This window comes from Nocardia sp. NPDC005745, assembly GCF_040630775.1.
In the GTDB taxonomy this organism is placed as follows: Bacteria; Actinomycetota; Actinomycetes; order Mycobacteriales; family Mycobacteriaceae; genus Nocardia.
This window is the reverse complement of record NZ_JBEXYF010000003.1, coordinates 24,739-46,859: the sequence shown is the minus strand read 5'-3', so window position 1 is coordinate 46,859 and position 22,121 is coordinate 24,739. Positions and strand designations below refer to the sequence as shown.

Sequence of the window (22,121 nt, the reverse complement as noted above, 5' to 3'; positions counted from 1 at the left end):
CGCGGGCCGCCGCCACCTTCCGGGCGCCCGCCCGCCACCGGTCTTCCCGCCTCTGGAAATCCCCTCGATGCCGGGTCCCGCCGCCGCGCCTATCCTTCCGGCATGGGTGAATCCGCGGGCCCTCCGGCCAGTCTCGCCGACCGCGAGCGCGCGATGCGCGAGCTGACCCACCACCTGGGCACGGGCCGGCTGAGCCTGGCCGAATTCGACGAACTCAGCGCGGCCGTCGCTGCCGCGACTCAGCGGAGTCAACTGGCCGAGCTGTTCGCCGACCTGCCGGGCAGCACACCGCCCCCGGCCGAGGTGACGCCGACCAACCCGCTGCCGCGCCTGGTCGTCCTGGCCGGCGCGGCCGTGGTCTTCTCGGTGGTGCTGGCGGTGACCACCGGCAACTGGCTGTGGCTGCTGGTGATCCTGGCCGCGCCCGCGCTTTTCATGCTCACCGCGCGCACCACCTGAGACCGGTTCACCACCTCGACTTCGGCCGCACAAAGTTGGCCAGGTCGACCAGGCGGTAGCGGTGCAGACGATGCGGGGCGATGCGCGCCAGCGCCCGCAGGCTGGACTCCAGCCCGCGTTGCAGACCGAGCAGGGTGAACGGGAAGCCGAGCAGGGTCGCGTCCGGATCGGCCGACCGGCCGCCGCCGCGCACCCATTCCAGCGCCGCACCCACCACGATCACCTGCAACTGCAACGCCCTCGGTTCGTCCGGCGCGGCGTCCAGCCGCGCGGCCGCCTCGAGCAGGTCGGCCTCCGTGGTCTCCGGGATCGGCTGGGAGACCAGCAGCAGGCATCCGGTCATGCGCGCCACGCTTTGATACCGCGATGCCTCCGGCACCTGATCGAGGACCTCCACGGCCTCCAGCAAGCCGCCGTCGGCGGCGAGTCTGCGGGCCAGTCCGAACGCCGCGCTCACCACACCGTGATTGGTCCGCCACACCGTGCGGTAATACTCCTCGGCGAGCCGATGCCAGCGGTCGTCGGCGCGGTCGCCCAGATGCTGGAGGGTGAGTTCGGCGGTCGCCGCCAGCGCCAGCGCGGGGGCGATCTCGCCGGGCAGCATGCTGTGCACCAGATCGAAATACTCGTAGGCGCGCTCGTACTGGCCGTCCAGCAGAGCGGCGACCGCCGAATACCACTCCAGGCGCCAGTCCGTGCCGTAGTCGGGCCGCAGATCGGCGAGCCGATCGCACGCGGGCACCACCTCACCCAGGTCCAGATGCGCGCGCACCGCCGTGAGCGTGCCCTCCAGCTCGAACGTCTCCGGCTCCGGGATGGTCCCGGAGACGATCCGGTCGGCGGTGCGGCGCAGGGCGTCCAGGGCATGCCGGGGATCGCCGTGCAGCAACGTGGACAGCAGGTCGGCGCTGGGGTCCTCACCGTCGATCATCGGCACCGGCAGGGCCGCGACGACGCTCGGCGCGTCCAGCGCGGGCAGGCGATGGCGCCCATCGGTCATGCCGTCGGTCTGCCCGATCAACGTCTCGATGCCGAAATCGCCACGCATGGCGCCGAATTCCAGCGACGCCTGCGGATGTTCCTTACCGGTGTCGTAGGCGAGCACCATGCGCAGGACGCCCGCGAGCTGGCCGTACATCGCGTAAGCGGTGGGGAAGCGGCGGCGCGGCTCCGGATGGGTCGCGCGGCACAGCAGCCGGTGCAACGCCGGATAGTCCCGCAACAGCGGCTCGTCCTCGGGCGAGGGAATGCCGGGCAGCTGGTGTCCGTCGGCGTTCTTGGGCATGTCCAGCACCAGAGCGGCCAGCGTCCGCCCCACGGTGTAGATGTCCGATGCGACCGTCGGGCCGGTCTCGGTGATCTCGGGCGCCTGATAGCCCGGAGTGCCGTAGATACTGCCGTAGGACTCCATCGCGGCGACCGCGCCGAGATCGATCAGCTTGACCTCGTCCTCACTGACCATGATGTTGTCCGGCTTGAGGTCGTTGTAGGCCAGCCCGAACGAGTGCAGGTAGTCCAGCGCGGGCAGGATCTCCATCATGAAGGCGATCGCCTCGGAGACCGGAATGCGTTCGGGCGCACGCAGATCCAGCATCCTCTTCAGCGAGCGCCCGCCGACGTACTCCATGACGATGTAGCCGTCGGCCACGTCGCGCCCGGAACGGTGCTTGACGAAGTTGTGGATCTTGACGATGCCGGGATAGGCCACCTCGGAGAGGAATTGGCGTTCGGCGAGGGCGACCACGTGCGCTTCGAAGTCGAGCGGGTTCTGCAACCCCTTCAACACCACCCAGCGATCGCTCACATTGCGGTCGATCGCCAGGTAGATCCATCCGAGTCCGCCGTGGGCCAGACAGCCCTGGACTTCGTACTGGTCGGCGACCATCTCCCCCGGCTGGAGCAGGGGCCGGAAGTTGAACGGCGAGGCGCAGCGGCCGCACTCGCCCTCCACGGCGCCCGACCCGGCCGCACCGGTGCGGCCGACCGGCTGCTGGCATTTCCAGCAGAACCGTTTGTGCTCGGGCACTTCCGGGTTCTGCATCACCGCGGTGCGCGGATCGAGCGGGCTCACCTTGGGCATGGACACCAGCCCGCCGCCCAATCGTCGCGCGCTCGGCCGCGAGCGCGCGCTGCGCCCGGAACCGGGTTCGGACTCGGCCTCGAGTGCGCCGAGCAGCAGCCGCTCGGCGGTGCCGATGGTCTCCTCGCCCACGACGGCGGGGCCGGTCGGCGGTCCGCCGTCGCTCGACGCCGGGTCGACGGCGCCGGCACGTGGTTTCTCGACGTACCGAGGTGTCGACCACGGATTGGGTAGTCGTGGGGCCACCTCGGTTTTGAGCAGATGCCGAGTGGCCCAAGGGTGGGAAGTTCGCCGAGGCACCTCGGTGCCGCGCATGCGCCGATTCGCCCACGGATGCGCAAGTGGACGGTCGGATGCGCTGGGGTGCTCCGGCATACGAACCTCTCAGACCCGCCGTTGAATCGCGGTTTCATTCTGGTCCGCCGCCTGTCGATGCGCGCGTGTATTGTTCCCGACATTGGGAATATATCCGCCCCGGGCGAACGGCCCGGGGCGGATACTGCCTCACTCTTCGTCGGGTTTGTCGAGGATCACCACCGGGTCGCCCGATTCGCGGCGCGGCCGCTCGGCCAGGACCGGGAACTGCCCCGTGATGCCCTGGCGGATCTCGGCGATCTGCAGCACCCGCTTGCGGGCCAGGAACCAGCCGCCCACCAGCGCGGGAACCATGATGACGACCATCGCGAGCACCGCACCGCGCTGCACGTGGTCATCGCTGCACGCCATCAGCACGACCACGGTCGCGAGGAACACCAGTGTCGCGAAGCTCGTGTACGGCGCGCCGATCAGCCGGAAGGACGGACGCTCCGCACGGCCGGTGCGCGACCAGCGCCACAGCTGCAGCTGGCAGACCACGATCGCGGTCCAGGCGAAGATGGTGCCCAGCGCCGACATGTTCAGCACGATCTCGAAGGCCTGCTCCGGCACCACCGCGTTCAGTCCGACGCCGATCAGCGCCACCGCGCCGGTGGCGAGGATGCCGACGTAGGGCACGCCGCCGCGGGACATCCGCGCCGCGATGGTCGGCGCGCTGCCGTTCATCGACATCGAGCGCAGGATGCGGCCGGTCGAGTAGAGACCGGCGTTCAGGCTGGAGAACGCCGCGGTCAGCACCACGAGGTTCATCACGGAACCGGCGCCGTCCACACCGAGCCGCGAGAAGAACGTCACGAACGGGCTCTCACCGTTCTTGAACGCGGTGTAGGGCAGCAGCAGGGCGAGCAGCACCAGCGAACCCACGTAGAACAGCGCGATCCGGGCGATCACCGAGTTGATCGCGCGCGGCATGATCTTCTCGGGGTTCTCCGCTTCACCGGCTGCCGTACCGACCAATTCCACTGCGGCGTAGGCGAACACGACTCCGGTGGTGACCAGGACCAGCGGAAGCAACCCGGCCGGGAACAGCCCGCCGTGATCGGCGATGACGCTCGGGCCGGTGACCTGGCCGTCGATCTTGAAGCGGCCCGCGAGGAACACCGTGCCGACGATCAGGAAGGTGACCAGGGCGATCACCTTGATCAGCGCGGCCCAGAACTCGAGTTCGCCGAACCACTTGACCGAGACGAGGTTGATGCTCACCACGACCGCGAGGGAGACCAGGGCGATCAACCACTGCGGGATGACCTCGAACGCTCCCCAGTAATGGACATACGTCGCGATGGCGGTGATGTCTACGATCCCGGTCATGCACCAGTGGAAGAAGTACATCCACCCGACCGCGAACGCCAGTTTCTCGCCGTAGAACTCGCGGGCGTAGGAGACGAACGATCCCGAGGAGGGGCGATGCAGCACCAGCTCGCCGAGCGCCCGCAGGATGAAGAATACGAACACGCCGCAGATGGCGTACACGATGAACAGGCCAGGGCCCGCGCTGGCCAGCCGGCCACCCGCACCCAGGAACAACCCGGTGCCGATCGCCCCACCGATCGCGATCATCTGCAGCTGACGCGGGCGCAGCGACTTGTGATAGCCCGAGTCCTCGTCTTCGAGCGCGGCAGCCTGCGCGGGCGCATCCGCTGGTGGTCGAACTGTGGTCATGGCGATGGCCTTTCAGGTGACGGCGATCATAACTTCGCTCAATGTACCGTTACATAGCGGCACGTTCAATAGCGATCGGCATGTTGTAACACGCTGGACATCAGGAGCTTTGAGAAAAGGGCATCCGAGCAGCGGCGATCGCGACAAGATTCGTTGATCGTGCCACCAGATATCGGTACGCTCAGTGGGACAAACGGGACGAGGGAGCGCAGATGGCCTGGTTCGAACGGGAATTCATCGCGGTCCCAGAGGACCGCAAGAATCAGCTGGTCTACAAGTGGCCGGACGTCAACATCCGGCGCTACAGCCGCGCGATGGTCAACGCCGACCAGCTCGCCCTCTTCGTCAAGTCCGGGCGGGTCGTGGCCGCGATGGGCCCGGGACGCCACCGCATCGACGCCGACGAGCTCCCGGTGCTCGGTGCGCTCGTCGACACCCTCACCGGCGGCAACTACTACCGGGCCGAACTGTATTTCGTTTCCACTAGGGAGTTTCCGGGGATTCGCTTCGGCGGCCGGCTGGACGACATCCTCGATCCGGTCAGCGAGCAGGTGGTGACGCTGCGCGTCTTCGGCGAGTTCGCCCTGACCGTTCGCGACCCGGCCGAGCTGCTGACCGCGCTGGCGGGCACCGCCGATCTCACCGACCCGGACCGGGTGCAGAGCTGGTGCGCCGACCTGCTGCTCAAGTCCATGAAGATGGCGGTGACCCAAGGGGTCGCGCGCCGCGACTGGCCGGTGCTCGGGCTCTCCGCACAGCTGCAGCCGATCGAGCAGGCGGTGCTGCGCCAGACCAACACCGCGCTCTACGAATACGGGCTGCGCATCCCGCGAATGGGTAACTTCGACATCAGTCTGGCGCCGGAGGACGCCGACCGGCTCAAGCGACTCGCCAAGGACGTCAAGTACATCAGCCTCACCGGCGATTTCCAGCGCTACGCCGCGGGCGAGCTCGCGCTCGGCGCGAGTCAGGGTTTCGCGCGCGGACACCACGGCATGGAAGGCGGATTCCTCGGCGCGGCACTGAGTCTGAACGCCATCGGCCACCAGGTCGGTAACCACTCCCCCGCGCCGCAGCTTCCCGCCGCGGCGCCGGAGACCGCTCAGACGTCATGCGCCGCTTGCCAGGGCGCGAATCCGGCGGGCGCGAAGTTCTGCATGAACTGCGGGGCGCGCCTGGTGACGCAACCGAGGCACTGCACGAGCTGCGGCGCGGAGTCGAGCCCCGGCGCCAAGTTCTGCGGGGAGTGCGGAACGCCGATGCCCGGAGGCTGACGCCGAGCGCCTGCCTCCGGGCATCGTGTGGTCGATCAGCTCGCGAGCGTCGGTGCGACGGCCGTCGCATCACCGCCGCTCACCATGCCGCGGACCTGCCGTGCCGCCACCGAGAGCGCGGCGAGATCGTGCGTTTCGGCGGCGAAGATCTGCGCCAGCGACGCACCCGCACGGGCCAGCCGCGAACGGTTGGTCGACTCCCAGTACGCGATCTTCTCGACCGTGCTGTCCTGCGGCTCGGTGGCGGTCAGCACGTCGAGGGTCAGCGACCGCAGCGAATCGTAGAGATCCTCGCGGACCGCGAGCCGGGCCAGCGCCCGCCAGCGCCCGCCACGCTCCAGCTTGCCGACCGCGGTCAGCAGCCGCTCGATCTGGAAGTGCTCGTTGAGCGCGTAGTACAGCACCGCGACCTCCGCGGCGTCGCGGTCGGCGATGTCGGCCAGGTCGAGCACATCCAGCAGCGGGAAACGGTGGATCAGCCCGAACACCTCCTCGGCCAGCTCCTGAGGCGCGCCACGGCTGATCGACCGCCGCGAACGCTCGGCGAGATCCTCGGTGAGGTAGCCGGTAAGCCACGTGGGCACTCTGCCCGACAGGGCACGCACGCCGTCGCGGTACCTGGCGATGTCGGCGCCGATCGCGATGGGCTGCGGCCGGTTGGACAGCAGCCAGCGTGCGGCCCGGTCCAGGGTGCGCTTGGTCTCCAGTTCCAGTTCGTTTCGCGCCGCCGTGGACATCTGTGCCTGCCTGATCCGCTGCCAGAGCTCGTGCAGGTCGAAGATCTCCACCGCCGCCCGGTACGCGCGCACCGCGTCGTCGGTGGTCGCCCCGGCCTCTTCCGCGAGCCGGAACGCGTAGGTGATGCCGCCGTAGTCCACCATCTCGTTGACCACGACGGTGGCCACGATCTCGCGCCGCAGCGGGTGCCTGCCGATCGCCTGCGCGAACCGCTCCCGCAGCGGCGCGGGGAAGTAGGCTGGCAGCACCGAGGCGAACGCCGGGCCGTCGAGCAGATCACCGGCCAGCAAATCGGCCTTGAGCGAAAGTTTCACGTGTGCCATGAGATTCGCCAGCTCGGGCGAGGTGAGACCGGTTCCTTCGGCGGCGCGGCGGGCCAGTTCCGCTTCCGTCGGCAGCGCCTCCAGCTCACGGTCGAGACCGCGACGCTGTTCGAGGTCGTTGATCATCCTGCCGTGCACTCCCGACATGCCCGCCGCGTCGGCACGCGACATCCCGAGCCGGAAATTCTGCGAGATGTTGTCCCGCAGCACCAGGTCGGAAACCTCGTCGGTCATCGAGGCCAGCAGCGGATTGCGCTCGGCGACGGCGAGTTCACCGCTGGAGACGACGGCATCGAGCAGGATCTTGATGTTGACCTCGTGGTCGGAGCAGTCCACGCCCGCCGAGTTGTCCAGCGCGTCGGTGTTCATCCGTCCACCGTTGCGGCAGAACTCGATGCGGCCCAGCGCCGTCGCACCGAGGTTGCCGCCCTCGCCGATCACCTTGACCCGCAATCGGTCGGCGTTCACCCGGACCGCGTCGTTGGACTTGTCGCCCACCTCCGCATTGGTCTCGGTGCTCGCCTTGATGTAGGTGCCGATCCCGCCGTTCCACAGCAGATCGACCGGGGCCTGCAGAATGGCCTTGATCATCTCCGGCGGCGACAGGGTGGTCACGCTCGCGGGCAGGTCGAGTGCCGCGCGCACCTCCGGAGTCACCGGGATCGCCTTGGCGGAGCGGTCGTAGACGCCGCCGCCGGGGCTGATCAGTGACGTGTCGTAATCCGCCCACGACGACCTCGGCAATGCGAACATCCGCTGCCGCTCCCGGTAGGAACGCGCCGCGTCGGGAATCGGGTCGAGGAAGATGTGCCGGTGGTCGAAGGCGGCCACCAAGCGGATGTGCTCGGACAGCAGCATGCCGTTGCCGAAGACGTCGCCGCTCATGTCGCCGACGCCCACGACGGTGAAGTCCTGGGTCTGGGTGTCCAGTTCCATCTCGCGGAAGTGGCGTTTGACGCTCTCCCACGCGCCCTTGGCCGTGATGCCCATGGCCTTGTGGTCGTAGCCGGCCGAACCGCCGGAGGCGAACGCGTCACCGAGCCAGAAGCCATAGCTTTGCGCGACGTCGTTGGCGATGTCGGAGAACGTGGCGGTGCCCTTGTCGGCCGCCACCACCAGGTAGGTGTCGTCACCGTCGCGGCGCACCACCTGCGCGGGCGGCAGCACCTCCCCGCTCGCGCGGTCCACGTTGTCGGTGACATCCAGCAGGCCGGAGATGAACGTGCGGTAGCAGGCGACGCCTTCCGCGCCGAGCGCCTGCCGGTCGGCGGCCGGATCGCCCGTGGCCGCCGGCGGTTGCTTCACCACGAAGCCGCCCTTCGCGCCGACCGGCACGATCACCGCGTTCTTCACCGCCTGCGCCTTGACCAGACCCAGGATCTCGGTACGGAAATCCTCCAAGCGGTCCGACCACCGCAGACCGCCGCGGGCCACGGAACCGAACCGCAGGTGCACGCCCTCCACCCGAGGCGAGTACACGAAGATCTCGAACTGCGGCTTCGGTTTCGGCAGTTCGGCGATCGCGTGCGGATTCAGCTTGACCGACAGGTAGTCCAGCGCGTCGCCCGCCTCGTCGCGCCGGTAGTAGTTGGTCCGCAGGGTCGCTTCGATCAGGCCGAACAGGGCGCGCAGGATTCGGTCGGTGTCCAGGCTGACCACCGCGTCGATCTCGGCCTGCAGCCGTTCGGCGATCTCCGCCGCCCGGTCCGCGGCCTGCGCGCCGACGCCGTCCGGGTCGAAGTACGCGGCGAACAGGTCGGTGCACGACCGCGCCGTCGCCGGATGGGTGAGCAGGACGCGGGTGATGTTCCCGAAGGTGTAGGCGAAACCGGCCTGCTGCAAGTATTTCGCGTAGGCGCGCAGCAGGGCCACCTCACGCCAGTGCAAGCCGGCGCGCAGCACCAGTTCGTTCAGGCCGTCGACTTCGGCGCGGCCGAACCACATCGCGGTCACCGCATCCGGAAAACGCCGCCGCACACTGGTTTCCGGCAGCGACGCGGCGTCCATCGAGTGCCCCAGCTGCGCGGCCGGCTCGCTGTCGAGCGCTTCCCGCAGCGGCGCGGCGGTCACCCGAAGCCCGAAGTCGTAGATCCAGCGGTCCGGCCGGTCGGCCAGCGTGATGCGATAGGGCCGCTCGTCGACCACCTCGACGCCGAGGCTGTGCAGCACCGGCAACACCCGGCTCAGCGAGACGCCCTCACCCGCGACGTAGAGCGTGAATCGCCATTCGGCGGCGCCCGGGTCGCCCTGCCGGTAGAGGTCGGTGTCGATCGCGCCGTCGGACAGCCGTTCGAGGCGGCGCAGATCGCTGAGCGCGTGCGCGGGCTCGTGCTCCTGCTGGTAGCTCGCCGGGAAGGCCGTCGCGTACTCGGTGACCAGCGCCTGCGGCATGTCGGAGGCGCCCGCCGCCTCCGCGACCAGACGGTCGCTCCAGGTCCAGGTCGTCGCCAGCAGCAACTCCTGGATCCGCTCGCGATTCTCCTCGGAGATGTCGGCCGCCTCGGCGCCCGGCTTGCGGTGCACCGTGAAGTAGACGACGGCCAGTTCCGATTCGGTGGCCCGCGCCGAGTACGCGATCTGCTCGGCATCGAACTGCTCGCGCAGGATGTCGCCCATGCGCACGCGGACCTCGGTGGAATAGCGGTCGCGCGGCATGTAGACCAGGCAGTAAATGGTGTCGCTGCGCGAATCGCGCCGGATGAACAGCCGCACCTGGCGCCGCAGGCCCAGATTCATCACCGCGGAGACGGTTTCGAACAGCCTGCGCGCGTCGGTGGAGAACAGCTCCACCCGGGGGAACGACTGCATCATCTCCAGCATGGCCTGGCCGGAGAACGAGTCGAGGCCGAAGCCAGCCCATTCGATGACCTGCAGCACGCGCCGCGAGATGACCGGGATGTCGAGGATGTTCTCGTGCAGGCCCGCGACGGTGAAGGTGCCGACGAAGACGTGTTCGCCCTTGACCATCTTGACGGTGTCGCCCCAGGCCGCGCGGCCGCTCGGGTCGCTCGAGCCGTAATCGGCCACGCTGATGAAGTACAGGTCCCGGGACCCGGGCAGCAGCGAGTCCACCGACCCGTTGGCCATCCGCAGGACCGTGCGCTTCGCGCCGACCACGGGCACGCTGATATCGGCGTCGGCGCCGTTGCCGAGGACGCCGAGCCCGGTGCCCGGCAGCTGCCACGGTTCGAAGTCGGCGTTCGCGCTCGGCGCGGAGCGGCGGAAGTGGTAGTAGCCGTAGCCGAGCGGCGTGAAATGCCCGTCGGACAGCCAGCGCAGCAACCCGGCGGTCTGCGGGATCTCCGCGTCACCGGCCCACTGCGCGGCCTGATCCAGCTGGCCGGCAACGGTATTGAGCACCTCGACCATGGTCGGCGTGTCGTCGGCGACCCGGCGCAGGTCGGCGAGCAGCGGCGGCAGCGCCTGTTCGATCCGGTCCACCAGTTCGTCGGACAGGCCCGCGCCCAATTGCACGTGGATCCACGACTCGCGCAGCGTTTGTCCGTCCGCCTCCCCGGCCGGCTCGGCCACACCGTCACGCGGCGCGATGGACAACACCCGGCCGTCGGCGTCGCGCGAGACGTCGAACACGGGATGCACGACTTCGGTGACCGTCGCGCCCAATCGCCGCAGGGCGGCGGTCACCGAGTCGACCAGCAACGGCATGTCGTCGTTGACGATCTGGATCGCGGCGCCGACTCCCGCGCTGTCGTCCGGACGGTAGACCCTGGTGGTCGCCGAACCGGGCGCGCGGGTGGCCGCCAGCTCCAGATGCTGACGGAAGATCCGCTCGGCCCGGTCCGTGATCGCCGACGCCGCGGGACCCGGCTGGATCCACCGGAAGTAGGCCGCCTCCAGGTCGGTCGGATCATCGCGGAACCGCTTCGGTGAAATCGTCTGCTGGGTGGTTGCCACCATCGATCCGTTGCCTTCCCGAGAACTGCGCTCGTACGTGTTTCGTACTTCACATAACGTACCGCTGGATAACGGCACAATCAACAGTGTAACAATAATTTGCCAGGACGGACATGGGTAACGCCGTCCGGATCAGGGATTTTCTGGCGTCCGGCGGAAGAGGCGCGATCAGGTCAGCGGACCAGTCCCGCCCGCGACATGAAGGTCTGGGCGCCGGCCCGACCGGCGAAGGTACCCGTTTCCAATCGCAGACCCGTCCGGGTATCCGCGTACCAGACGGTTGCCGAAGGACCGATCGCGGCGTAGACGGGTCCGTCGACGAGAGCGGAACCGCCCGCCCCGCGCCATCGAGAAATGCTGTCGGCCAAACGATCCTGCGCAACCAGTTCGGCGTAGAAGGTCACGTCCCGGCCGCCCGCGATACCACCGAAGAGCATCGGGTCCGTGGCGGCGATGACGCACTTCTCCCGCTGACCACCGGAATCCAGTGGCTGACAGGTCGCCGCCGTGCGCAGCAGATCCGGCATGGCTCGGACCGGCGCGGTGCCCTGGAGATTCGAGGGCAGCGACAGCGAACAGGACCGAACCGCCAGAACCGCGGCCGCCACCATCACCAGCGCGATCACCCCGACCGTGTACCACTGCCAGCGCGGATAGGCCTTGTGCACAAGGCTTTTCGCCTCGCTACCGACCTTCTCCGCGATTTCGGCGACCGGAGTGGGCAGCTTCTCCGCGACGGTTCGCGCCGTGTCCACGGCACTGCGCAGCGGCGCTCCGCAGTGCGCGCAGCGGGAATCCGCGCCGGTGTTGCGATGCGAGCAGTACTGGCAGACCAGTTCGGGCAGCGTGGACACTTCAGCGCCCCGTGATGACGATGGAGGAGATCGCGGTGGTGTTGATCGACGGATCGCCCTTGGACTCCAGGACGGTCAGCACGATCTTCGAGGCGCTCACCGTGGGCTCGGTCTTGGTCACCACCAAGGTCCGTTGATCGAGGGTCGGCTGCGTGTAGACGGTCTTGTTGCCGTCGTCGAACTGGTACGAAACCCGGCTCACTGTGCGGTATTTCGCCCACTGATCGGTGCCGTCGGCGCTGATGTGGTCCCAGCCGGGCACGATGCCGATCGAGTCGATCTGATAGGTCTTGCCCAGGTCGATGGTGATGACCTGGCCGTCGACCTTGTAGGCGCGCACGCACGACCACGCCTTGCCCGTCTGGCCGCCGAAAGCGTCCATCGGCGACGTGCTGCCTGGCGGGCATTTCGACGTCGCGGACTTCGGCTGGATGATCGAACTCGCAGGCGGCGCGGCCGAGGTCGAGGGCGCCGCCGAGGTCGGCGGCGGCGTGACGACCAGAAGCTGATCGTTCGCCGTGTTCTTCTCCTTGCCGCCGGTGGTGACCAGCAGCAGCACCAGCAGTACGGCAACCACGGCGGCGACGATCAGCGCGACCCTGGGTTTGCGCAGCTGGACGAGCACGTCCTTGGCCATCTGCTGCACGGGCGCGAGCCGCTCGGACGGTGCGGGGGATGCGCGCGAGGGTTCCGGTTCCGGTTCGGCCTGCACGTTCGATCGGGCGGCGACCGAGGAGTAGTCGTTCCCCAGTTCGATCGCCGGAGCCGATTCCTGTGCCTGCCCGTTCAGCAGCGCGAGGATTCGCTCGCTCGCCTTCGGGCCGTCACCGGCCCGACGCCGCGGCGCGACCTGCTGCGGCTCCGAGTCGAGGTCGGGCAACCCGAGCGACGCGGTGGCGAAGTCGACGCTGTCGCTGTGCTCGGTACTGCCACTGAGTTCCATGCCACCGGTCGACGGCGCGGCGGAAGACCCGAACGAAGAATCGGAGAGCAGTGCGTCGAGGACCGCGCCTCGATGACGGAGAAAAACATCTCCCGGGTCCTCGGCGGGCATGGTCCGGATCGTATCCGGACCGAGCCGGCCGCAGAGCCGGTGCTATTCCCGCTGGAGAGAACAGCCGACCGGTCGGGTCAGCGCTTCTTCTCCTCGGTCACGAAGTACTCCGGCGGCACGTCGAACACCCGGGCCAGCGCGATTACCAAATCCAGCCGCGGGATCGCGTCACCGTGGATCAGCCGGTACAGGCCGGACTGCGACACCGGCACGTCCGGGTAGGCCAACTCCAAGTGCTGCGCCAGCGAGTAGAGCGTCAGCGACCGCGTCGATCCGTCCTCGGTCGAGACCACGGATTCGGCGATCAGCTCCGACAACCGGCTGGAGAAGATCGCCGCCGCGGCCTGTCTGGGGGTTAGCGCGTCCCCGGCGTCCTGATGAGTCAGATCGCCGCCATCGGCATGGGTGTCCGCTACCACGGTGATAGACATTAACCGACCGCTCCCATCAGCTCACGCGACGGCCACCGGGTTGCGGAGGTGCAACCACGGGTCCGGATGCCCCCGCGTGGTGCGCGGGCGGGCCGTCGACAGTATCGAAATATCGTGTCTCGCCTCTCGGCTCGATGAGGTCAACCCGCACCGTGCGCATCGGAATGCTCACGTCCACCGCGGTCGCGCTGACCTGGTTGATCGCGAGATCGACCGCACGCCTGCGCGGACCGCCGGGCTCGCTGATGGTGACCGTCGTGTGCGCGCTCGACGCACGCGGCGGCAGGTGATCGAAGACCGCGATGGTGGCCGGTGTCTCCGCCCCGGTGGTTTGCGTGCCGGTATGCCCGTCACCCGGATCGGCCAAGCGCATGGACCGCGGATCGCCGACGGCGCTCACCAGTTGGCGCCAGCTGTCCGGACGCGCCGAATGGATCTCCACGTCCGCGCCGACCACCATCGCCCGCAGGATGATCTGCTGGGCGACGGGCAATCGGGCGTGCACATCGATGGTGCGCCTGCGCGGGTTGAACCGGGCCGGATCGAACAGCGGCAGCGCGAGAGTGTGGCGCGGCTGGCCGCTGATCGCGCCGAGGATCTGCCCGTTCGGGCCGATCGCGATGGCCAGATCGGCGACGAGTTCCTCCGGTGCGATGTCGGCGCCGGACTCGAAGCCGCGTAGCGCTCGGATGGAGGAGCCGGTCGGCAACGACGCCAGCAGGGCGTTGGACTGGTCGCCGCGCAGTAGCCGCATGTAGTCCGGCGGTTCGGTGGTGACCGCCGGGCCGATGAACCGGACGATCGCGCGCGGCCCCCCGGTGTCGTCGGTCAAGCTCACCACGAGAGTGGTGCGGCCGCGGTTCCAGGTCCAGCAGTCGTCGAGGCTCTCCCCGCCCAGCCGGGTCCAGTCGATCAGGAAGCTCGTCACACACCGGCCCGGCACCGACGACTCCAGATTGCTCCAGGTTTCCCGGAGGTCGGACAGTTCGACGCCGGCGTGCAGCAGGCGCGTCGCGTCCCGCAAGGCCGCGGCGGGCAGCGCGTGCGCGGCGATACCCCGCTCGCGCAGGCGGCTCGCGATCCGATGCGTGGCGCTGGCCAGCGCTTTGGGGGCGACCACCGCGCACGGACCGCGCTTGCTCAGCGCCGCCAGGTTGCGTTCCTGGTCGAGCCGGACAACCAGCCAGGTGAGCCGGTCCCCGACCACCGGGTGGGTCCCGATCAACTGGTCGTAGAGCATGCTGTAGCTGCCGGTGGAGCGGACCCGCTGACCGGTGGTGACGATGTCGATGTCCACCGCGATGCCGAACTGATCCAGCATCGGGAACAGCATGTCGACCGAGATGGTGTCCTCGGTGTACAGGGTTCGATCGGCGATGACGGTGGGCAGGTCGAGATTCGGCGCGAGCTGGATCATCGCGATCAGCGTGCTGCCCGCCTCGTTGATGCCGCACACGCCTGCGGCCACCTGCACGTCCCGGATCCCGGCGGGCTGCGTGCGTTCACGCGCCCGGGCGGTCCGGCCTTTCCGGTAGGCCGCCCAGTCGAGCAGCCAGCGAACAGGGGTCCGTTCGTTGACCCGGACGGTCACCGTCACGACCAGGACCGTGACCACCACCGCGCTCACCCACCACGGCGTCTTGGCCGACAGCCCGACCAGGAGCGGGCTGCCGACGACGACGAAGGCGGCGAACGGACCACGCTCGACGCCGGCGACCCGTACGCTCGGAAAACTCACCGGCGCCTCCGCATCACGGAGTTCATGTGACTACCGACGAGGCCGAGCAGCACCGCGGCGAGGATGACCACGGTCGCGGTGATCGCGGGCCGCAGATCCTTCGGGCGCGGCGGAGGGGGCACGGGCAGTTCCGCGGACCGGAACAGGCCCGTGGGTTGCTGCGGCGGAGTGCGGTAGCTCAGGGCGGCGAGCGGGTCGATCATGCCCGCGCCCACCACGTTGTCGATGCCGCGCGCGGGGGCGTGCGCGCTGGCCTGCAAGCGGGCCGCGATCTCGCGCGGAGTCTCGTTGGGGAAGCGCGACCGCAGCAGCGCGGCCACACCGCTGACGTAGGCCGCGGCGAACGACGCGCCGCCGACCGGCACGAGTTTGTCCGGTTCACCGACGCCGTTGATCAGGCCACCGCCACTGGGCCCGAGCGATTCGATGCCGGTACCGGGGGCGGCGACCGAAACCCACGGCCCGGTGAGCGAATCCTGCATGGGGGCGCCGGTCGCGGTGGTGAATCCCACGGTGAGCACGTCGGCGCCGAACCAACCGGGCGTGGAAATGGTCTTCACGTCGCGCCAGTTCCGCGGGTCCGCGGGCCGCGTCGGGTCGATATCCGGATTCTGCGCGCAATTGGCGCCGCCTCCGGCGTTGCCCGCGCCCGCCACGATGAGCGCGCCGCGCACATGGACGGCATGGCCGATGGCCGCCGACAGCATGGACTGGTCCACCTGAGCGTCCACCGGGAGGCAGACGGGCAGCGACACGGTGATCACACCGGCGCCTTGGTTCGCGGCGCGCGTGATCGCCCGGGCCAGCGTCCGGATCTCGATGGCGGTCCGCTGGCTCGGATCAGAACTCGGCCGTTCGGGGCTGAACGCACCGGAGCGGGTGCGGATGGAGATGATCCGGGCTTCCGGCGCCACCCCGGTGAATCCATCCCCTGGATCGGGAGTGGCCCCGATGATCCCGGCGACCAGAGTGCCGTGCGCGTCGCAGTCGGACAGTCCGTCGCCACCCGCGGCGAGATAATCGCCCCCGCCGACCAGGTTGGGCAGGCGCGGGTGCGGCTGCACTCCCGTGTCGATGACGGCGACGGTCACACCCGCGCCCCGGCTCAGCGCCTTGGCGCGGCGCAGATCCAGCGCGAGTTCCGCGGGTGGAGTGCGGGTCAGGTCGCTGTCGGGCAGCGCACCCGCGGCCAGGCAGCCCTTGTCCTGCTTCATCGGCTGCTCGGGCCCCGGCGGGTCATCCGCGGGCGGTGCGCCGACCACGACCTGGGGCGGCTCCAGCGCGACCGCGGGAGCGGCGGGGACAGCCAGCATCACCCCGGCGAGAACCGCCACAGCGGCACTGCCGACCTTCATCAGATCCCTCGCATCGCGGTGTAGACGCCCATGATCCAGAAGGCGATCACCGGAACCACCAGGATCAGCGCGTATTCCACCAGGTCGATGACACGGCGGGTGACCGGCGACAGCCGTTTGCCCGGCAGCCGCAGCGCCGCGACGCAGGCGAGGCAAGCCGCCGACGCCACCGCGAGGCCGACCATGAGACGCGCGGCCGGGCTCTCGTACGCGCCCACCAGGACGAAGCCGACGCCGCAGACGGTGACCACGGATCCGGCGACCAGCGCGATCGCCTGGACCCGATCCGGGTGCCAGCGTGCGCGCATCGCGAGCAGGCCGCCGATGGCGGCGGCCATGACGATCTCCCGGATGCCGCCCGGACTGACCGCGGCCGCGATCACCACGGCGACCGCGAGCACGGTGGAGATCGCGGCCATCAGACCGCGCAGGCTGGTCACCGCCAGTCGGGCGCGGCCCTCGATACCGGCCTCGGTGGCGTTGCGCTGCTGCTCGCCGACCGCGGTGTGCTCGTCGCCTTCGCGCACCGTCTCCGCGTCGAAGATATCGGTCAGCGTGGTCGGCGCGACCTCGTTGCCCGGGTCCGGCAGATCCGGCGGCCGGATGCGGGCGATGACCACGGCCAAGCGTGGCGCCGCGGTCAGCAGCACTATCGCGACGAACACCGTGCCGCCCGCGACCTGCCCGACGGACAGATCCGCGTAGGTCACCGGCAACGCCGCGAGGGTGAGCATGATGCCGAGCACCGTCACCGCCATCAAGGTGGCGATGCCCATCTTGCTCAAGCGCATCATGGTGGCTGCGGATATCGCCGCCACCACGGCTCCGGCCGCCAGATTGGCCGCGGTGAGCGGGCCGGGCTGGTCGTAGGGGGGCGGCACCAGCATCGCGCCTCCGGCGAACAGCAGCGGCGTCGCGGTCAACGTCAAGCCGAGGGCGAGCTTTGCCGCGGCATTGCGCCGATGGGCCTGCGCGGCGGCCGCCCAGCAAAGCCCGCCGAGCAGCAGGGCGGGCAGTCCGCACCACAACGTCGAACCGGTCATCGTCCACGACCAGGTCAGCATGGCGGCCACCGCCGAGGCGCCGATGCCGAGGACGGTCAGCCCGACGATGGCGGCGGTGTTCGCGTCGAACTCGGCGAACTCGCGCTCGTTGATCAGGGCGAGCGCGTCGGTGATGTCCTCGACCACCGGCGTGAAGACCTCCGCCGATTCGACGACCGACAGCATCAGCACGGTGCCGTCGGTGACGTCGTGGTCGGCGAGGCTGCGCCAGCGCGGAATCGGCGGCTCGCCCGGGCGGGCCAGGCTCCACTGGCCCTGCGGCGGGGTGAAATCGACGCTCTCGTCATCGATGGCCGAGGCCAGTACGACCAGCAGGTCGTCGATGAACGTCTCGATGGTGAACTTGGTCGGCACCACCACATCGACCTGATACGTGGAGACCATCACCGCGATCCGCGCCCGTGCGACCTCCGCCGACGGCTGCGTCCCGGCAGGCGCGGGCGCGACGGCAGTGCTCATGCCTCCGCCTCGCTGACGCTCGGCTCCGGCATGACCACTGGGGTGGCTGCACCGATTGCTCGCTCGCTACGCTCGCTCATGCCTCCGCCTCGCTGACGCTCGGCTCGCTCATCGCCACCCTCCGCGGTCACCGTGGTTGTCGGCGCCACTGGAGAGGTATCCGGGGAATCCATCGGCCAGCCAGGCGGCCAGCTCCTCGAACGCGAGCACGGTCTCCTTCTCCAACAGCCGCAGGTCGATCTCGCCGCCTTCGGCCAGATGCGCGTCGTAGGGCAGCACGCAGGTGGGGCGCTGCGCGGTTTCGAACAGCTTCTCGATCGCGTCCACGTCGACGGTCGGCTTCAACGGCTGGTGATGCACGATGCCGACGATCGACTTCGCGATCAGATGTTGCAAGCCGTGCGAACTGAGCCAGTTCAAGGTGGCCACCGCGCCGGTCACGCCGCCGACGGTGGCCGGGGTGACGACCACGACGGCGTCGCTGGTTTGCAGCACCGTCGCCGTCGCCGAATCGAGCACGCCGGTCCCGCAGTCCACCACCAGCAGATTGAAATGCTTGCGCAAGGTTTCCACGGCGGTGCTGTATTCGCGACCGGACAGCGCCTCGGTGGCCTCGGTGGACCACGGCGAAGCGATCACGGCGAGGTCCGACGAATTGATCGAGGTGAACGACTGCACCGCGGAGAACGCGTCCAGGTTTTGTGCCTGTGCCAGATCGCGCAGGGTCAGGCCGTACGGATGCCTGCAGGTGCGGGTGGAGAGATCCCCGAAGTCCGGGTTGGCATCTATCGCGACCACCCGGTCCGGGCGCAGGCCCGCGAAGGTCGAGCCGAGCGTCGCCGCGGTCGTGGTGCGCCCGACGCCGCCCTTCACGCTGATCACCGCGATCTGATAGGTCGTGGTGAGCTGGCGCCGAATGCGCGTCTTACGGTCCTCGGCGCGCTGCTCAGCCGGCGAAAGCCCCAGATTGAAGCCGACTTTGTTGAGCGCGCCGCGCATGCCGGAGCTGGAACGCAGCTGCGCCCGCTTCGCTGCGGAGATGTCGGCGAGCAGGTCGATCGAGCTGAGCGCGGCGGGCAGCACCTCAATCCGCGGGGTCGGCTCGTACGCCGAGTGGTCGACGCGTTCGGGGACCCAGGGCGTCGCGGATCCGGACTGCCACTCCTCATTCGCGGATGCGGCATTGGTCCGCGCGATTGCCTGAGACACCCGGGCGGCCGCCTGCTCCGCGCGGTACTGCTCGGCGGACTGCTCGTGTGCCGAATGATTCTGCGCGACTTGCGGTGCCGCAGGAGGCGCTACGGAGTAGTCCGGTGGAGGCGTGCTCGCGGGCGGTGGAGGCGTGCTCGGCTGCGGCGGGGGCACGTTCGCCTGCGGCGGCGTGCTCGGCTGCGCCATCTGCGCATTCGCCTGCCGTGGCGGCGTGCTCGCACTCGGTGGCGGCGTCACCGCCGCATGCTGCGTGGGACGGGGTTCGGATTCCCCGGCGGACGCCTGCGGCTCACGCGGCGCACCGATCACGGGGTCGGCGTGGGAGAACTTCTCGGCGTCCTGCCGGGCCTCGGGGGCGGGACCCGGCGCGACGGCCGCGTCGGTCAGCTCGTTCGTCGGTGCGAAGTACGCGTCATAACCGCCGCGAGCGCGCGCGGATTCGGCCGAATGACCGTTGATGCTCGGTGCTCGGTTCATCTCCGTCGTCCTCTCCACAACCACGGTCCGACGTTCAGTTCAGTCTGCTTGTGTCGAACCAACTTCGACCCGGCAACAGGTCGATGAGCGCCCCGATGCCCGACCGCAAGGCCGCATCGTCGCCGGGGGCGAACGTGGACCATATCTCTCCATCCATCGCCCTGCTCGGGGTGACGATCAGCCGCCCCGACAGCGTGTCGAGCACGCTCACCGACACATCGGTCTCGGGCGAGCTGCCGTCCCGGTGCTCGATCACCACGATCTCGGCCCGGCGCGCCACCTCGTCCAGCGCCCTGGTGAGCACCGTCGCGGTTTGCGGCTGGGCGCCCAACTCCAGCAACGCCTGTCGTCGCTCGTCCGGTTCCGACGGTACCTCGCGAAGCTGCTCGACCGTGGTGGTCATCGGCGTGAACCGCAATACCTCCGCGGGACCGAGCGCGGCGGTCAGCGCGGCCGTCACCGTGTCCAGATTCTGACCGTCCTGATACATCGTCTGGATGACCACGTTGTCGTCGCAGCGCACGGCGAGTACGTGCGTGTCGCCACTGCGCACCAGCGAAAACCGCAGCATTCCCTGTGGTTCCCCGTCCACTCCGGTGGACAGGATCCTGGCCACCAGTTCCATGTCCGGCCGGTACAGGCACCGCAGCCAGTGCTCGACCACCGGGTGCACCCTGTCACCGTCGATGATGCCCACCTCGGTGAGTTCCTGCGCGACGACGGCGTGTACCCGTTCTCGATCCTCGAGCCGATAGATATTCGGCAGCAGCGCCAGCACCGGAGGATACGAGTCGATGCCGACCAATTCTTTCAACAGAAGAGCGGCATCGACATTGAGGTCGATCGCTACCGGATCCGCTTCCAGGGGACGAGCCTCCTCTCCTTGGACTGGAACTCGACCACGGTGGACCTCACCGCGCGGGTTCCGGGTCTACGGTCGCCGACTCGTCGACGTCGCTTCCGATGACACCGACCAGGAGCAACTGCTCGTTGTCCGACTCTTCGAGCTCTTCGAGTTCGTCTCGACGGTCGGCGTCGCCGTACTCGATGACGCCGATGACCGGGGGTTGCTCGAGGACAGGGACATCTTGCGGTTCGCCGGGTACGAACACCTTCGACTTCTCGCGGTCCTCGTCGCGCCTGCGCCGGCGCATCTGCGCCTTCGGCGCGGTCGCTCCGCGCGGTGCCGTCGGACGCGAACCCGGCCCTCCCCCGGTCGGATTCGGCGAGGCGCCGAACGCGGTGCCGCGGCCGAGGGACCAGTTGGACGGCATCCGGAAACCGCTCGCGGCGCCGGGCAGGGCACTCAGCCCGCCGCGAGTCATGCTCAGCGCGACCATGCTGCCCGATCCGCCGTACAGCCCGGCCAGCGTCGTCGAGTCCTGCGATGTTCCGATCAAACCCTGCTGGTCCATCGAACCGGTGCCGGAGCCGTCCAGCGAGGAATTGCCGAGCGAATCCGACAGTGACGATGGGTTGTCCATGTCGGGCAACTGCTCGGTCGGTTGGGTGGTGTCCACCGGTTGCGTGGTGTCCGGTGGCTGGGTGGGATCCGTGGTTTGCGTGGGATCGGTCGGTTTGGGATCGGTGGGATCAGGGGTGGTCTTGGTCGGATCACCCCCGGGATCACCGGTCTGATGGTTCCCCACGTCGGTTTGAACCGTGTGGGTGTCGGTGTCCAGAGGGTTCTTGATCTCCGGCGAAACCATGTTGTAGGTCGTTCCGTCGGGGATCGGACCACCACCGTTGACGATCGGCATGGGCACTTCCGGCGTCGGCAACCCGACCAGCACGGCGGTGGCCGCGGCGTCGTAGCCGACCATCACCGCTGCCGCGGCCGCCGTGATGGCCAGGTACTCGAGTTCACTCGCCACCATCGCCGCCAGGGTGAGCGGAGCCAGCTGCGTCGTGCTTGCGGCGGCGAGGGCCGCTTGCTTCGCATACCATTCCGCGAGCCACGCCTCTACCCCGGTCATGGCTTCCGACGCGCTGCCGAAAATCGCTCCCAGCTCCGCGACGGACTTCGCGGCATCCGCCGCCACAACGGCCTGTCTGTGCAACCAGCCGGCGTGCTGACGGAACGCCGCTTGAGCGCGATCGGACGACGGCCCTTGCCATGCCCCACCCATCATGGTGGTCGAGCCGTCCGTTCCGCTCGCAGCGGCAGCCAGCGCCGCGGCCAAGTCCGTGTAGGCGGCCGCGGCGGTGTCCAGCGCGAATACGCCGGGCCCGGACAGCAGCCGGGCGATATTCACTTCCGGTGGCAACGCAAGGTAATCGACCATGGCATCGGCCTTCGCTCGACCGGCTCCGACTACTCGCCGAACGCTACACGTTTGGCGGAGATCTGGATGTCCCCAGAGGCATCCGCCGCGCAGTAGCAGGCGTCCACCTCGGGCAGGTGCGGCTCGGCGTTGATGCGATGCCCCACTCCCTGCGCCGTCTTGTCGTAGAGGTTGGTGGCGAAGCCGAAGAATGCCTGGGTGATGCGCCTGCTCACGTCGTCGCAGCCCGGCGGAAGCGGCACACTACCCGCAGCGGACGCAACCATCGTCCCGGCTAGATCCGTGGTTCCGGTGCTCATTTGCGCGGCGATAGCGGGAAGTTGCCCTGGAGTGAGACTGAAGTACATGGAGAGCTCCTAACGAAGG

Annotated in this window: 15 protein-coding genes; 2 read left to right on the top strand and 13 right to left on the bottom strand. The window is 68.9% G+C overall.

What is annotated here, in order from left to right; translation table 11 throughout:
- Positions 1-102: 102 nt before the first annotated feature.
- Positions 103-459 carry a DUF1707 domain-containing protein gene (locus ABZ420_RS04560; protein ID WP_357117046.1) on the top strand — a complete coding sequence of 119 codons (357 nt, stop codon included), beginning with the start codon at positions 103-105 and terminating at the stop codon, positions 457-459.
- Between the two features lie 7 nt (positions 460-466).
- Here ABZ420_RS04560 and ABZ420_RS04555 read toward each other — a convergent pair whose 3' ends face one another.
- Both ABZ420_RS04555 and ABZ420_RS04550 read right to left on the bottom strand, forming a co-directional pair.
- Positions 467-2,854 (bottom strand): tetratricopeptide repeat protein, encoded by a 2,388-nt coding sequence (locus ABZ420_RS04555; protein ID WP_357117044.1) that lies wholly within the window; start codon positions 2,852-2,854, stop codon positions 467-469.
- A 189-nt stretch (positions 2,855-3,043) separates the two neighbouring features.
- Positions 3,044-4,576 carry an amino acid permease gene (locus ABZ420_RS04550; RefSeq protein WP_357117042.1) on the bottom strand — a complete coding sequence of 511 codons (1,533 nt, stop codon included), beginning with the start codon at positions 4,574-4,576 and terminating at the stop codon, positions 3,044-3,046.
- 212 nt (positions 4,577-4,788) lie between these two features.
- Here ABZ420_RS04550 and ABZ420_RS04545 point away from each other — a divergent pair, with 212 nt between their 5' ends.
- A complete protein-coding gene (locus ABZ420_RS04545; protein ID WP_357117040.1) occupies positions 4,789-5,850 on the top strand; it encodes an SPFH domain-containing protein in 1,062 nt (353 codons plus the stop codon).
- A 35-nt stretch (positions 5,851-5,885) separates the two neighbouring features.
- On the opposite strand, the gene ABZ420_RS04540 is transcribed toward ABZ420_RS04545, so the two are convergent.
- The 11 genes from ABZ420_RS04540 to ABZ420_RS04490 form a co-directional block, all read right to left on the bottom strand.
- Positions 5,886-10,829: an NAD-glutamate dehydrogenase gene (locus ABZ420_RS04540; protein ID WP_357117038.1), complete on the bottom strand. Its 4,944-nt coding sequence runs from the start codon at positions 10,827-10,829 to the stop codon at positions 5,886-5,888.
- Positions 10,830-10,999: 170 nt separating this feature from the next.
- Positions 11,000-11,680 carry a hypothetical protein gene (locus tag ABZ420_RS04535; protein ID WP_357117036.1) on the bottom strand — a complete coding sequence of 227 codons (681 nt, stop codon included), beginning with the start codon at positions 11,678-11,680 and terminating at the stop codon, positions 11,000-11,002.
- A 1-nt stretch (position 11,681) separates the two neighbouring features.
- The gene (locus ABZ420_RS04530) at positions 11,682-12,734 is read right to left on the bottom strand and encodes a hypothetical protein (RefSeq protein ID WP_357117034.1); all 1,053 of its coding nucleotides are present in this window, start codon (positions 12,732-12,734) and stop codon (positions 11,682-11,684) included.
- A gap of 77 nt (positions 12,735-12,811) precedes the next feature.
- Positions 12,812-13,165, bottom strand: a complete 354-nt coding sequence (locus ABZ420_RS04525) for a helix-turn-helix transcriptional regulator (RefSeq protein WP_357117032.1) — start codon at positions 13,163-13,165, stop codon at positions 12,812-12,814.
- A gap of 16 nt (positions 13,166-13,181) precedes the next feature.
- Positions 13,182-14,903, bottom strand: coding sequence for a type VII secretion protein EccE (eccE, locus tag ABZ420_RS04520; RefSeq protein WP_357117030.1), 1,722 nt, complete (start codon positions 14,901-14,903; stop codon positions 13,182-13,184).
- Positions 14,900-16,258 carry a type VII secretion-associated serine protease mycosin gene (gene mycP, locus ABZ420_RS04515; RefSeq protein ID WP_357117028.1) on the bottom strand — a complete coding sequence of 453 codons (1,359 nt, stop codon included), beginning with the start codon at positions 16,256-16,258 and terminating at the stop codon, positions 14,900-14,902. Before mycP ends, eccE begins: the two co-directional genes overlap by 4 nt.
- Entirely contained in the window at positions 16,258-17,781 is a 1,524-nt protein-coding gene (eccD, locus tag ABZ420_RS04510) for a type VII secretion integral membrane protein EccD (protein ID WP_357117026.1), read from the bottom strand. The genes mycP and eccD overlap by 1 nt, the downstream gene beginning before the upstream one ends.
- A gap of 108 nt (positions 17,782-17,889) precedes the next feature.
- Positions 17,890-19,470 carry a MinD/ParA family protein gene (locus ABZ420_RS04505; protein WP_357117024.1) on the bottom strand — a complete coding sequence of 527 codons (1,581 nt, stop codon included), beginning with the start codon at positions 19,468-19,470 and terminating at the stop codon, positions 17,890-17,892.
- Between the two features lie 34 nt (positions 19,471-19,504).
- The gene (locus ABZ420_RS04500; protein ID WP_357117415.1) at positions 19,505-20,314 is read right to left on the bottom strand and encodes an ESX secretion-associated protein EspG; all 810 of its coding nucleotides are present in this window, start codon (positions 20,312-20,314) and stop codon (positions 19,505-19,507) included.
- Between the two features lie 67 nt (positions 20,315-20,381).
- Positions 20,382-21,755 (bottom strand): PPE domain-containing protein, encoded by a 1,374-nt coding sequence (locus tag ABZ420_RS04495; RefSeq protein ID WP_357117022.1) that lies wholly within the window; start codon positions 21,753-21,755, stop codon positions 20,382-20,384.
- Between the two features lie 29 nt (positions 21,756-21,784).
- On the bottom strand, positions 21,785-22,054 hold the full coding sequence (locus ABZ420_RS04490) for a hypothetical protein (RefSeq protein ID WP_357117020.1): 270 nt from the start codon (positions 22,052-22,054) through the stop codon (positions 21,785-21,787).
- Positions 22,055-22,121 lie beyond the last annotated feature (67 nt).

What these genes read in the sequence shown, in the direction of transcription:
- ABZ420_RS04525 (WP_357117032.1), bottom strand. Translation starts at nt 13,165, where the DNA reads ATGTCTATCACCGTGGTAGCGGACACCCATGCCGATGGCGGCGATCTG.
- ABZ420_RS04495 (WP_357117022.1), bottom strand. Translation starts at nt 21,755, where the DNA reads ATGGTCGATTACCTTGCGTTGCCACCGGAAGTGAATATCGCCCGGCTG.
- ABZ420_RS04505 (WP_357117024.1), bottom strand. Translation starts at nt 19,470, where the DNA reads ATGAACCGAGCACCGAGCATCAACGGTCATTCGGCCGAATCCGCGCGC.
- ABZ420_RS04545 (WP_357117040.1), top strand. Translation starts at nt 4,789, where the DNA reads ATGGCCTGGTTCGAACGGGAATTCATCGCGGTCCCAGAGGACCGCAAG.
- mycP (WP_357117028.1), bottom strand. Translation starts at nt 16,258, where the DNA reads ATGAAGGTCGGCAGTGCCGCTGTGGCGGTTCTCGCCGGGGTGATGCTG.
- ABZ420_RS04555 (WP_357117044.1), bottom strand. Translation starts at nt 2,854, where the DNA reads ATGCGCGGCACCGAGGTGCCTCGGCGAACTTCCCACCCTTGGGCCACT.
- ABZ420_RS04560 (WP_357117046.1), top strand. Translation starts at nt 103, where the DNA reads ATGGGTGAATCCGCGGGCCCTCCGGCCAGTCTCGCCGACCGCGAGCGC.
- ABZ420_RS04540 (WP_357117038.1), bottom strand. Translation starts at nt 10,829, where the DNA reads ATGGTGGCAACCACCCAGCAGACGATTTCACCGAAGCGGTTCCGCGAT.
- ABZ420_RS04490 (WP_357117020.1), bottom strand. Translation starts at nt 22,054, where the DNA reads ATGAGCACCGGAACCACGGATCTAGCCGGGACGATGGTTGCGTCCGCT.
- eccD (WP_357117026.1), bottom strand. Translation starts at nt 17,781, where the DNA reads ATGAGCACTGCCGTCGCGCCCGCGCCTGCCGGGACGCAGCCGTCGGCG.
- ABZ420_RS04550 (WP_357117042.1), bottom strand. Translation starts at nt 4,576, where the DNA reads ATGACCACAGTTCGACCACCAGCGGATGCGCCCGCGCAGGCTGCCGCG.
- ABZ420_RS04530 (WP_357117034.1), bottom strand. Translation starts at nt 12,734, where the DNA reads ATGCCCGCCGAGGACCCGGGAGATGTTTTTCTCCGTCATCGAGGCGCG.